Origin of the sequence: Nocardia sp. NPDC051030 (assembly GCF_040683015.1) — a bacterium.
GTDB lineage: Bacteria > Actinomycetota > Actinomycetes > Mycobacteriales > Mycobacteriaceae > Nocardia.
Window position 1 is genome coordinate 924,460 of sequence record NZ_JBFBCD010000002.1, and the last position, 12,281, is coordinate 936,740.

General features: G+C 65.0%; 14 protein-coding genes. 12 read left to right on the forward strand and 2 right to left on the reverse strand.

The window, feature by feature from the left end:
• Position 1 precedes the first annotated feature (1 nt).
• The 12 genes from AB0N05_RS08955 to AB0N05_RS09010 all read left to right on the forward strand — a co-directional run bounded on the left by AB0N05_RS08955 (position 2) and on the right by AB0N05_RS09010 (position 11,799).
• The gene (locus AB0N05_RS08955) at positions 2 to 1,381 is read left to right on the forward strand and encodes an AarF/ABC1/UbiB kinase family protein (RefSeq protein WP_364689424.1); all 1,380 of its coding nucleotides are present in this window, start codon (positions 2 to 4) and stop codon (positions 1,379 to 1,381) included.
• A 133-nt stretch (positions 1,382 to 1,514) separates the two neighbouring features.
• A complete protein-coding gene (locus AB0N05_RS08960) occupies positions 1,515 to 1,997 on the forward strand; it encodes an SRPBCC family protein (protein ID WP_364689427.1) in 483 nt (160 codons plus the stop codon).
• Between the two features lie 50 nt (positions 1,998 to 2,047).
• Positions 2,048 to 2,905: an ABC transporter permease gene (locus tag AB0N05_RS08965; RefSeq protein ID WP_364689430.1), complete on the forward strand. Its 858-nt coding sequence runs from the start codon at positions 2,048 to 2,050 to the stop codon at positions 2,903 to 2,905.
• Complete coding sequence (locus AB0N05_RS08970; RefSeq protein WP_364689433.1) at positions 2,905 to 3,771, forward strand: ABC transporter permease; 867 nt, start codon at positions 2,905 to 2,907, stop codon at positions 3,769 to 3,771. The genes AB0N05_RS08965 and AB0N05_RS08970 overlap by 1 nt, the downstream gene beginning before the upstream one ends.
• A 4-nt stretch (positions 3,772 to 3,775) precedes the next feature.
• The gene (locus tag AB0N05_RS08975; protein WP_364689436.1) at positions 3,776 to 4,816 is read left to right on the forward strand and encodes an MlaD family protein; all 1,041 of its coding nucleotides are present in this window, start codon (positions 3,776 to 3,778) and stop codon (positions 4,814 to 4,816) included.
• Complete coding sequence (locus AB0N05_RS08980) at positions 4,813 to 5,817, forward strand: MlaD family protein (protein ID WP_364689439.1); 1,005 nt, start codon at positions 4,813 to 4,815, stop codon at positions 5,815 to 5,817. The genes AB0N05_RS08975 and AB0N05_RS08980 overlap by 4 nt, the downstream gene beginning before the upstream one ends.
• Positions 5,805 to 6,833 (forward strand): MlaD family protein, encoded by a 1,029-nt coding sequence (locus AB0N05_RS08985; RefSeq protein ID WP_364689442.1) that lies wholly within the window; start codon positions 5,805 to 5,807, stop codon positions 6,831 to 6,833. Before AB0N05_RS08980 ends, AB0N05_RS08985 begins: the two co-directional genes overlap by 13 nt.
• Positions 6,834 to 6,836: 3 nt before the next feature.
• Positions 6,837 to 7,799, forward strand: coding sequence for an MlaD family protein (locus AB0N05_RS08990; protein WP_364689446.1), 963 nt, complete (start codon positions 6,837 to 6,839; stop codon positions 7,797 to 7,799).
• Positions 7,796 to 8,878 carry an MlaD family protein gene (locus AB0N05_RS08995; RefSeq protein WP_364689450.1) on the forward strand — a complete coding sequence of 361 codons (1,083 nt, stop codon included), beginning with the start codon at positions 7,796 to 7,798 and terminating at the stop codon, positions 8,876 to 8,878. Before AB0N05_RS08990 ends, AB0N05_RS08995 begins: the two co-directional genes overlap by 4 nt.
• A complete protein-coding gene (locus AB0N05_RS09000; protein ID WP_364689453.1) occupies positions 8,875 to 9,834 on the forward strand; it encodes an MlaD family protein in 960 nt (319 codons plus the stop codon). Before AB0N05_RS08995 ends, AB0N05_RS09000 begins: the two co-directional genes overlap by 4 nt.
• 30 nt (positions 9,835 to 9,864) lie before the next feature.
• The gene (locus tag AB0N05_RS09005; RefSeq protein WP_364689456.1) at positions 9,865 to 10,482 is read left to right on the forward strand and encodes a hypothetical protein; all 618 of its coding nucleotides are present in this window, start codon (positions 9,865 to 9,867) and stop codon (positions 10,480 to 10,482) included.
• Between the two features lie 81 nt (positions 10,483 to 10,563).
• The gene (locus AB0N05_RS09010; protein ID WP_364689459.1) at positions 10,564 to 11,799 is read left to right on the forward strand and encodes a DUF445 family protein; all 1,236 of its coding nucleotides are present in this window, start codon (positions 10,564 to 10,566) and stop codon (positions 11,797 to 11,799) included.
• 36 nt (positions 11,800 to 11,835) lie between these two features.
• On the opposite strand, the gene AB0N05_RS09015 is transcribed toward AB0N05_RS09010, so the two are convergent.
• Positions 11,836 to 12,054 (reverse strand): ferredoxin, encoded by a 219-nt coding sequence (locus tag AB0N05_RS09015; protein WP_364689462.1) that lies wholly within the window; start codon positions 12,052 to 12,054, stop codon positions 11,836 to 11,838.
• A 26-nt stretch (positions 12,055 to 12,080) separates the two neighbouring features.
• Positions 12,081 to 12,281: cytochrome P450 (locus AB0N05_RS09020; protein ID WP_364689466.1), on the reverse strand; the 201-nt coding region annotated here is incomplete at its 5' end.

Sequence of the window (12,281 nt, forward strand, 5' to 3'; positions counted from 1 at the left end):
GATGGCGGCATCCGGGCGGGCGCGACGTACCACGCAACTGGGGGGATTGGTCGGGAGTGAGGCCGCCAAACAGGCGGCCGTCCGCACCACGAACATGGCTCGGTCGAAGGCGAAGGGGCAGGCGGCGCTGCGGGAGCGCAATGCGAAGCTGGCCGATCGATTGGTTACGGTGCTCGGCGGGATGCGCGGTGGTGCAATGAAATTCGGGCAAATGCTGTCCATGATGGACGGCGGAATCATTCCCGCCGACCAGCGTGAAGAGTTTCAACGCAAACTGGCGGAGTTGCACGCGAATGCGGTCGCGATGGCCTGGGAACCGGAGATGCGAGTGCATCTGGAGAGCGAACTCGGCATGCCGGTGTCGACGGCGTTCGCGCGGTTCGACCCCGAGCCGGTCGCGGCGGCGTCGATCGGCCAGGTGTATCGCGCCCGGATGCATGACGGCCGGGATGTGGCCGTGAAGGTGCAATACCCCGGCATCGAAGCCATGGCGCTGGCGGATATATCCACCATCCGAGTGCTGCTCACGATGTATCGGATGCTGCATCCCGCTCTGGACACGACCGCGATGGCCGACGAGATAGAAGGATGTCTGCGTGAAGAGCTCGATTATCGGATCGAGGCGCGCAATACCCGGATGATCGCGCGGTCATACCGGGGGCATCCGTTCATCCGCATTCCCGAGGTGGTCGACTCGCTGTCCTCGCAGCGAGTGCTCGTCACCGAATGGATCGACGGCAGGCCGCTGAACGCCGCCTTCGGCGAATTGCAGGCCGAACGGAATCGGGTGGCGGAAATCGTGTTCCGGTTCTACGGCTCGACCGCATCCCGCCTGCGCATATACAACGGTGACCCGCATCCCGGCAATGTGCTCCTGCGGCCTGACGGCTCGGTGTGTTTTCTCGACTTCGGCCTGGTCAAGCAGATCGATACCGGCACAGCCGAATCCGAGCTCGCGATCGCGCGCGCGGCGATCGACGGGGATAAGGCGCGGGTCGCGGAAATCCTGCGGGCACGTGGCGCTGTTCCCGGTTCACGCACCCCGGCCGCCGCGACATACCGCACCTATCTGAGTTCACTGGGCTGGTATCTGCGCGAGGGCGAATTCGCCATCACCCCCGAGACGGTGAACAAGATGCTGACCGAGTCGAGTGCCTTCGGGGGTACGGCGAGCTCGGCCGGGAGGCGGCACAATCTGCCGGCGGAGTACACCCTGCGTATGCGCGCGGAGCTGCAGGTGGCGGCCGTCCTCGGTCAGCTCGGGGCCCGTTTGAACCTGCGTGCGATCGCGCGAGAGTGGCTCTGTGACGACGAGCCGGCGACCGAACTCGGGCACCGGCAGCGCGAGTGGGAGAACGCTTTCACCACCGTGATCGGGTAGTCGCTGTGCGCGTGTAGACCCGCCCGCTCCATTTCCTTCGCCCAGTTCCACAAGGGTGCCGTGGATCACGCGGTTGATGTATAACAAAGACTCAAATCTGTCTCACTGTTTTCAGCGGAGGGAGGGTGGTCCGATGCATCACATCGAGCACTCGAACGTCACCCATGTGCCAGTCGACGAATGTTTCTCCTACGTCGAGAAGATGGAGAACATGCCGCTCTGGATGTACGGCATGCTCGAGGCGCGGCCGGTCGGCACCCAGTCGAGGGGTCTGGGCACGATCGTCGACATGACCATGAAGCTCGGGCCGATCAAGTTCGCCATGCGCGGTGCCATCGAGGAATATGTCGAGAACGTAGTGGTCACGGTGGCGCCCAAGAGCACTCTGATCTCCGGGCGGGGGAGCTTCAGGTTCGCACCGACCGATGAGGGAGGCACTCGACTGTCGGTTTCGGTGGACTACGAGATCGGCGGCGGGTTGGCTGGGCGGGCTCTCGCGAAGGTGATCGACGCCGTCATCGACACGGCCATCGGCTACTCCGAGGACAAGCTCCTGGCGCAGCTGGCCGATTTCCATGCCGGGTGGTCGGATTCTGTGAAAACGCCGCGCGCGTGACACTGAATCAATAGTTTGTAACTGTTGCAGTGTAGGGAAGGGGGCGGCAGATGGCGGTGACGCAGATGCCACCGGAGGAGCAGCGGACCGAGTCGTCGGCGTTCGAGATTGTGCGGCAGAACTTCTCCGGCACGGCCGGTTCCGCGCTGCGGACCTTCGGCCGCGGGGTCATCCTCGGCGTCGAATCGGTGCGTGGCGCGGTCGCCGATATCGCCCGGCGGAAGTTCAATGTGCCCGAAACCCTGCACCAGGCTTGGTTTTTCATCTCCGTGACGGCGCTGCCTGCGATCTTGATGGCCATCCCGTTCGGGGTCATCGTGTCGATGCAGGTGGGCAATCTGATTCAGCAGCTCGGCGCGGATTCCCTGGTGGGCGCGGCCAGCGGGCTCGGGGTGATCAAGCAGGGCGCACCGATGGCCACCGGTCTACTGCTGGGCGGGGCCGGGGCCGCCGCGATCGCCTCCGACCTGGGCGCGCGCACTGTGCGAGAGGAGATCGACGCGCTGCGGGTCATGGGCATCAGCCCGGTCCACCGGCTCGTCATCCCGCGCATGGTTGCCATGCTGCTGGTGGCTCCACTGCTGAATGTCTTGATCATCTTCGTCGGTGTCACCGCCGGATACCTGGTCGCCATCGGCGTCCAAGGGGTACCGGCGGGCAGCTATTGGCTGACGTTCGGCTCCTTCACCACTCTCGCCGATGTGGTTGTGTCGGTAGGGAAGTCGATCCTGTTCGGATTCCTCGTCGTCGTGATCGCCTGTCAGCGCGGGCTGGAGGCGCGCGGTGGTCCGCGCGGGGTCGCCGATGGGGTCAATGCGGCGGTGGTGCTGTCGGTGGTGGCCATCGTGATCGTGAACCTGGTGATCACCCAGCTCTCCGCCATGTTCATCCCGGTCCGGGTGGCCTGATGTCCGCGACGCCTTACAGTCCACCCGGCCTGCGCCGGCTCCACCGCCTGCTCCGCGCTCGCGGCAAGGCCATGGGGCCCATCGACGGCATGGGATTCGCGCTCGCGTTCGTCTGGGAAGTGTTGCGCGCCATCCCATTGACGCTGCGCCGCTACCGCGCCGAGACCATGCGCAATATCACCGATATGACCTGGGGCAATGGGTCGGTCATCGTCGGCGGCGGCACCGTGCCGCTGATGGCGGTGCTGGGCGTGGCCATGGGTGCGGGCGTCGCCATCGAATCCTTCGCCACCCTCGACATGCTGGGCATGGGCCCGCTCACCGGCATCATCTCCTCGTTCGCCAATACCCGCGAGCTCGCACCCATCGCAGCGGGTGTCGGGTTCGCGGCCCAAGCGGGGTGCCGGATGACCGCGGAGATCGGCTCCAAGCGCATCTCCGAGGAGATCGACGCGCTCGAATCCCTTGGCCTGCGGTCGATTCCGTTCGTGGTGACCACCCGGGTGATCGCCGGAGTGGTCGCGATCGTGCCGACCTTCCTGATCGCGCTGATCCTGGCCTATGTGTCCTGCGCCGCTGTCGTCACCATCGTGCACGGGCAGTCGGGCGGCGTCTACGACCACTACTTCTACCAGTTCGTCAATGGCTGGGATGTGGTCGCCGCGGTGATCAAGGTGCTGGTATTCGGTGTCGCGGTCATCCTGATCCATTGCTATCAAGGCTTTTTCGCCACCGGCGGCCCAGAGGGCGTGGGTATCGCCTCCGGGCGCGCGGTGCGGGCGAGCTTCGTCGGGATCATCGCCCTGGACATGGTGCTCAGCATGATGCTCTGGGGATTCCACTCATCGATCCAGTTCACGGGGTGACACGGTGCCGAACTACGGAATGCCCGGAGTCGCGATCGGCCATCGCGGGTCGCGGTGGACGGGACTCGCGGCACTGGTGGTCGCGGCGGGAGTTATATTGGCGTGGAACGGATTCGGATCGATACGCGGTGACGATCGATTCACTATCACCCTGCACACCGAGAAGATCGGTGCGGGCATCATCGAAGGCTCCGACGTCCGCGTGGACGGGGTGAAGATCGGTGCCGTCGACGGCATCGAGCCCGCCGATAACGGTACCGCGCTGATCCATCTGGCGCTGGACCGCACGCAGTCGTTCGGTCTCACCGATCAGCTGCGGATCGGGTACGCCCCGGGAAATCTGTTCGGTATCAGCGAGATCGAGCTGCATCGTGGCATCGGTGGCACCACCCTGCCGGGCGGCGCGGTGCTGGACCTGACCGGTCCGCGCGCCAACGCCGTCGCCGACACCACCATGGGCCGGCTGCTGTCCACACTGACCACCACCGTCACCGATGTGCTGACTCCGGAATTCACCGACGTGCTGACGAGCACGAACACCTCCCTCGAAGCCTTCACACCGATCATCGAGGCCATGGTCACCCTGAGCCGAACGGTGGCCGACACCCAGCGATATCTGCCGTCCTATCTCATCGCCCAGTACGCCGATGCGCTGTCCGGCGCTCCCGGCTTCACCGGCGGGCTGATCAGCATTTTGTACGAGGCGGCGAACTACGCCGTGATCCGTGACGACAAACCGGCATTCGACCACACGATCGATGTGGTCTCCGACGGCGTGCTGACCGGCGTCGCCGCTCTCCTCGTCCAGGCCGAACGATTCTTCCCCGCCTACGCCGACATGAGTGTGCCGATCCTGCAGGCGCTCGCGCGGGCGGTACCGACACCCCAGCAGTCCGGGGCCGAGCTGGGGACGTTGCTCGCCCGGCTCGGTAGTGCCTTCACCGACTCGCCCGGCGGGCCCGTGCTCCAGTTGGCCGTCACGCTGCACGGTGTGCCGGTGCTCGCGGAGCTCCTGCTCGGTTCGGTTCCCGGAGTCGGGCGATGAGGGCCACGACCCGGGTCGCGGTGAAGCTTGCCGTATTCGTCGCGGTGATCGCGCTGCTGATGGCCGGTGTCGTGCAGGCACTTTCGCGGCCGGTGGCGGGGGCGACCGACACTCTTGCCGCGATTTTCACCGACGTGAATGGGCTGAAGTCCGGGGACGACGTCCGGATGTATGGCGTTCAGGTCGGCAAGGTGACCTCGATCGCGCTGTCCGGCAACCAGGCTCGGGTGCGGTTCACCGTGCAACGTGATCGGCCGGTCTATCAGGCGAGCACCTTCGCCATCCGCTTCCAGACCCTGGCGGGGCAGCGGTACATCGATGTGCGACAGCCCGACCGACCCGGGCCGTTGCTGGTCCCCGGCGCCACCATCGGCACCGACCGCACCGCCGGGTCCTTCGATATCACCGCACTGTTCAACGGCATGCAGCCGCTGCTGACCGAATTCTCCCCCGGCGCACTGAATCAGTTCGCCGAGAGCGTGCTGGCGGTGATCAACGGTGACACCGGTGGCATCGGCCGGGCGCTGGACGCCGTCGACAAGCTCAGCGGTTACGTCGCGGACCGGCAGACCGTGCTCGCGGTCCTGGTCTCCAGCCTGCGTTCGGTGGCCGACCAGCTCGGTGCGCGAGGTGAGAACCTATTCACCCTCATCGACGGCTTGGCCAGTATTTTCGAGGCCATTCAGCAAAAGGTCGGCGTGCTGGTCGATTTCGCGGAAGCTGGTTCGCCGGTCTTCGGTCCGATCGACAGGCTGCTCGCCGCACTCGGGTTCACCCGGAAAACCAACCCGGATCTGGACAACCTGATCGGCGGTGCGCTGCCGGATCCGCAGACCGCTCTCGACACGCTGGGTCGTCTGCCCGGACTGTTGCAGTCCTTGTCCGCTGCGCTGCCCGCCGGGCCGGATTCGGACCTGAGTTGTTCCCACGGTGCGGCCGACGTGCCCGCGGCTTTCCGGGTCCTGATCGGTGGACAGGGGATCACCCTATGCAAGCGTTGATCGACAGAGTCCGCCGCCGTGGCGGTGTCGACCGCTCCGAGGCGGCCGCGGCGCGACGCGAATTGCGTTACGGCGCAGCCGGAGCGCTGGCCGTCGTCGTCATGCTCGCCATTGCCGGCGTGATGTATGTGCTGCCGCTCGGCAAGCAGACGTACACCGCCGAGGTCACCGAAGCAGGTTCGATCAAGACCGGTGACAGTGTGCGTGTCGCCGGTATCCCGGTCGGCGAGATTCGGTCGGTGCGGCTGGAATCGGACCGGGTACGCGTGCGGTTCACCGTCGATGACAGCGTGTTCGTCGGTGATCAGACCACTCTCGAGGTGCGGATGCTCACGGTTGCCGGTGGACACTACGTCGCGGTCCTGCCGGCCGGCGCGAACCCACTCGGCGAACACGTGATCCCGCCGGACCGAGTGAAGCTGCCCTACAGTCTGATTCGCGCGTTCCAGGATGCCGCCGCACCTGTCGAGCAGGTGAACGGCGATACGCTCCGACAGAATTTCCAGGCCCTGGACGCGGCGATCACCGACGGGCCCGACGCGATTCGCCGCGTGGGAGACGCCGTCACGACACTGAACGCGCTGCTGATCCAGCAGCGCGCCGATATCTCCCGCACGGTACAGGTGGCCGACGAATATTCGCAGCTGCTCGGTCGACTCACGCCGCGAATGATCGGGTTGTTTCAGGCGCTCAAGGGCATCGTCGACGCCGGCTGGGACAAGCGCGACCAGCTCGAGTTCGTGCTGAAAGCGGTCGCCGGCATCCTCGATCGGCTCGAGGGAGTGCACGGGGTCTACGACAATCGGTTGCGGGAATATGCCGATCAATTGGCGGCGGCCGTGCCCGACCTGCAGCAGCTGATGGCCCGACTCGACCAATCACTCACCAACCTGCGGGATTTCGGAACCAAGGTGCAGCAGTTCATCTCGCCGCAGGCGGGAGCCGGAACAGATCAGTCGGCCGTGACGATCCAGGTCCCGGACCTCTGCGTCCCGCTACCAGGACAGGGGTGCTGAGAAATGAAGCGGCTGCTCGGAACTCGCGGTTTCCTATCCGTCATGGGCGCACTGGTGGTTGTCACCGTGGTGGCGGCGGGATGGCTCGTGCTCACCGAACCACTTCAGGCGCGGCAGAGCTACTGCGCGATCATGCCCGATGCGGTCGGCCTGTATCCCGGTAACGATGTGACAGAGCGCGGCGTGCCCGTCGGCACGGTCACCGCGGTGCGACCCCAGGACACCGGCGTTCGCGTCGATTTCGCCGTCGACGCCGGTCGCCCGCTGCGTGGCCGGGTGGGCGCGACCACCGTCTCCGACACTCTGGTCTCGAACCGGAATCTGGCGGTGTTGACCGATCCGGATCCCGCGCAGCGGTGGGATCCGGCAGCCTGTATCACCGACACGCTGACTCCCAAGAGCATGAGCCAGACCCTGTCCGCGGTGCGCGACCTCGCTCGTCAGCTCACAGGTTCCGGAGATCCGCTGCTGCGGAACGATATCCGGGACGGATTGGCGCGCCTCGACCAGGCGACCCAGGGGCTGGGTCCGCGGTTCCAGCAGGCGATCACTCAATTGGGTCAGGCGCTGGCGTCGCCGGACGCGGCCATCGGGCACCTCGGCGAGATCATCGACAAGCTCGCGCCGGCCAGTGACCTGCTGGCCACGGACTGGGCAGGTGTCAAAGCCGCGGTGCTGATCGTGCCGCAGACTCTCGATCTGATGAACAACCGTTTGTTCGGTCCGATCACGCAGATCCTGCTGTCCCTGGAATCGCTGTTGCCCTGGGCGAACGATCTGACGAAGAAATTCGGCGATCCATTGCTCGACGGGTTGGACGGCGCGGCGTCGTCGCTGCGCTGGTCGGTGGCCAATGCGGGGACATTGCGTCAGCTGATTCAGTTGGTTCCGTCGCTGACCGGTGCCGTCGGCCAGGCTGCCGATCCCGGCGTGCAACTCGTTCTCGGAATGACAGGTGCGCGATGAGAATTCGAGATGCCGGAGTTCGGCGGAGGTCCATCACCGGGGCATTGCTGGTCGCGGTTGCCGTGATCGTGCCTGCCGGTTGCACCTTCGATCCGGCCTCGATTCCGGTGCCGGGCACCGGAATCGGAGGCGAGACCTATCCGGTGCGCATCGAGTTCGCCAGTGCGCTGAACCTGCCGGCTCGGGCCCGGGTGGTGGCCAATGGGGCGAGCATCGGAACCTTGTCGGGGGTGACGGTCGTCGACCCGAGCCCCGGCGCCCCGGGACATGTCGTGGCCGACATCGAGGTGTCGCGGGCAGTCAGGTTGCCCGCCACCACAACCGCGGAGCTGCGACAGAACACCGTGCTCGGCGACATCTACATAGCCCTCGATACCCCGCCCGGCGGATTCGATCAGACGATTCCCCCGGGCGGCAGTATTCCACTGAGCCATACCTCGCCACCATTGCAGGTGGAAGACATGCTCGCGGGCATCGGCACCTTCGTCGGCGGCGGCGCGGTGACACAGTTCCAGGACATCGTCGATCGAGTGAATGCCATACTGCCGCAAGACCATCGGGAAACCGCCCGGATCGCCGACACGCTCGGCGCGGACCTGACGGATGTTGCGGCGCATGTCGATCAGGTCTCCGCGCTGGGTACCACCATCCAGCAGACGCTCGATGAATTGGAGCACCACCGTGACGAAGTGGCGCTGCTCCTGACCGACCAGGGTGCCCGCGATGTCACCAATGTCGCGGATTCACTGGTGCGCTTGCTGTTCGGGGTCGCGGGCGGACTCGGTTCGATCGCGCATTCCCTGCAATGGCTGCAACCGCTGGTGACCGTGGCCGAGCCGGCGGTCCGGGCGGTAATGCCGCTGCTGTTCACCGACCGTCCGTTCGACGTGAGCGCGCCCTCCAACCTGAATGCCCTCGCCGGGCTGATCCGCGACCGGATCATTCCGTGGCTGGAGCGGGGCCCGGCCGTGAACATCGTGAGCGTCACGACGGATTCGGCTGGTGCCGAACCGGTTTCGCTCGACGACCGGACCACGCAGGCGATCGCCGCACTGCGCATGATCGGAGTTGTGCGATGAAACCGAGCTCGCTGCTGTCACTCGGCGCGATCGCCACGGTGTTCGTATTCGGGATCGGGTACCTCACCTTCGGCGTCGTCCGGGTGGATTGGTTCCAGCACTACATCAGCTCCGCGATGACCCTCTCGAATTCCGGGGGTCTGGTGGCCCGCTCGCCGGTGCTGCTATCGGGAGTGCGGGCCGGTGAGGTGACCTCGGTGCGGGACACCGTCGCCGGAGTGCGAGTCGATTTCAGAGTGAACGCCGACTACCACATTCCGGTGGCGAGCTCGGTGGTGATCGAGAATCTGTCCGCCCTCGGCGAGCCGTACATCGAATTCCTTCCGGCCAGGCCCGGCGGGCCGTATCTGGTCGACGGCCAGCAGATTCGCGCCGAGGAGATCCGCACGCCGCTGTCGATTCCGGATATGGCCGGGGCCGTCACCGAACTACTCGATCAACTCGATCCGCAGGTGATCAACTCGCTCGTCGGCACGGTGCACCAAGCCATGTCCGGAACCGACACCGTCATACCGGAATTGGCTCGGTCGACGCGGCTGCTCGCAGCGACAATGCTCAGCCGCACCGCAGCCGTCCGGACCATCTTGACCAACGCCCAGCGCATCGTCGGCGATCTCGGCGGGGTCGGACCGGCCCTCGCCGAGGGCGGGCCGATGATGGGCGACCTCGGCAAGGTGGTGCACTCCATGGTCGACACGATTGAGCGGCTGATGGTGCAGGGCAAGTTTCCGCAGGACTACGTCGACGGAAATGCTTTGCTGCCGTTTCTGGATCGGCTGACGAAGCTCATCGAACGTGCCGGTCCGGATCTCCAGACCCTGGTGCCCGCACTGCAACCGCTGGCAGCGGAGGCGACCGGCGCACTGCAACAGATGGACGTGAGCGCCTTGATCTCTCAGGCATTGCACGCCACGGCCGACGACGGTGCCCTGCACCTGCGGATCGGTGTCAAATAGCGTCATCCACGCAAGTCGAAGAAGGTACTCATGAGCAAGCTGATCGAGCAGACCGACGACGCGGCGGCAGATTCGGACGAAACCGCGAAGCCCCCCGAGCCGCAGTCGAATTCGCGGCGGCGGGATCCGCAGGTATCGGTCAAGTTGTCGACCGTGGCCTATGGTCTGGCCGTCGTCCTGGCCCTGCTGCTGACAGCCGGACCCGGTATCGGCTGGTATCGAGCACACAGCGAATTGAGCGATCGTGACGCGGCCGCAGCTGCGGACAAGCAGGCCGAAAATGTCGCGACCGAATATGCGGTCGGCGCTTCCACCATCGATTTCAAGAACATCGACACGTGGACCGGCAAACTCGCGGCCAACACCACCCCGCAGCTGACCAACAAGTTCACCGCCACCGCACCCACCCTGCGGGAGATCGTCAACAAGCTGCAATGGGTATCCACCGCAACCCCGATCACCGCGAAGGTGATGTCCGAGACCAGCGGCGTCTACAAGGTGAACGTCTTCCTGAACGTGTCCTCATCGAGCGTGCAGAGCCAGGCGGGCGGGCAGACCACGGTCACCTACACCATCACCATCGACAAGAACTCGGACTGGAAGATCACCGATGTCGGAGGGATGGACGGCGCGCTGCCCGGCCGGTAGCCCTTGAAGCTCTGATCGCGATCGGTCACCGCCGACCGGGAGTGGAACACATTCGCCGACACGCCGCCGTTAGGAAGTACGTTGACCACATGGTCGAAGATCGCCGCCGACTTCGGCGAGCATTGGCCCACCTATGCGACGATGCCGCTGTTCGCGGCGGCGATCGGCTACCTGACGAAACTCGCGGCCGTCGAAATGTTGTTCCGGCCCTTGGAGTTTCGCGGAATACCGCCATTTCTCGGCTGGCAAGGGCTGATCCCCCGCTACGCACCGCGGATGGCGACCGTGGCCGTGGACCTCATGCTGTCGCGGCTGATCAGCCCGCAGGAAATCATCGACCGGATCGATCCCGAGGACCTGGCCCGATACGTCCAGGAGCCGATGGTCGACACCCTCGACGAGCTGACTCGCGAGCTGATGATGCGCTATCGGCCGGGTCTGTGGGAGCTGCTGCCCGAAGCGGTCCGCAAGATGGTGATCAAGCGAATCCAGGGCGACGCACCGCACCTGATCGAACGGATGATGGACGACCTGAAGACGAATATCGATCTGGTCTTCGACCTGCGCGGCATGGCGATCGAGGCGCTGATGCGCGACAAATCGTTGATGGTCAAGCTGATTCGTGAGGTCGCGCATCCGGAAATGCGGTTCATCGTCCGCTCGGGACTACTGTTCGGCTTCATTCTCGGCTGCGCGCAGATGATCACCTGGGCATTCACCAAGTCGGCGCTGATCATGCCGCTGTTCGGTGCCTTCGTCGGCTACTCCACTGACTGGCTCGCCCTGCAGCTCATCTTCCGGCCGATCTTGCCGCGCCGTTACCTCGGAATCATCAAGTGGCAGGGCCTATTTCACAAACGACGCGACCAGGTCGCCACCGACTACGGCGCGCTGATCGCCAACGAAATCCTCACCCCCGAGAACATTATCGAAGCAATGCTGACCGGCCCCCAATCGGACCGTCTGTTCTCCCTGATCCAGCATGAGGTCGACCGCGTCGTCGACGAGCAGGCCGGCATCGCGAAACCGCTCGTGATGTTCGTCATCGGCAGCCGCGAATACGAGCACATGAAGCGCGACGCGGTCGCCTTGATCCGCCAACGACTACCGGGCACCGTCAAGGAGATGGAGGACTACGCGATGGACGCGATCGACGTCCATCACATGGTGATCGACAAGATGAAGCTGATGACCAGTGAAGAATACGAGAACCTGCTCCGCCCGGCCTTCAAGCAAGACGAATGGAAGATCGTGATGGTCGGGGCCGTGCTCGGTTTCCTCGTCGGCGAACTCCAGGTGCTGTTACTGCTGCACTGACTCAGGGCAGTCTCAGGCAGCGCAGCGGCCATGTCCTTATCGCGAGGTGGTGATCGCTCCGGAGGGGCACTCGAGAGTCGCCGTTTCGACGAGCCCACGGTACTCATCGGGGATCTCGACGGGTCCTGGTGTGCTGCCCTGCGCGTCTTTGATCTCGGCGATGCCGTCAGGGCCGAGCGCGAAGATCGCCGGTGCGGTTCCGACACAGTAGCCCGATGCCTGGCATACGTTCGGGTCGATCTCGACTCGGCTCATGGGATTCCCTTCTGTGGGATGTGTTCCTATACGCGCGTGATCGTGGCGGGGAATCCGCCCTTGATGGTGGTCGAGGTGGTCGCGTTGTGACGCGGCTGCCAGCCAGGCAATCGGTGGATGCGGTAGCGCTGAAAGATCAAGGCGGTCAGGAACTGTGCGTTCATGTAGGCCATCGCCGATCCGACGCACTGGCGTGGCCCGGTTCCGAAGGGGATGAAGGCGGTTTT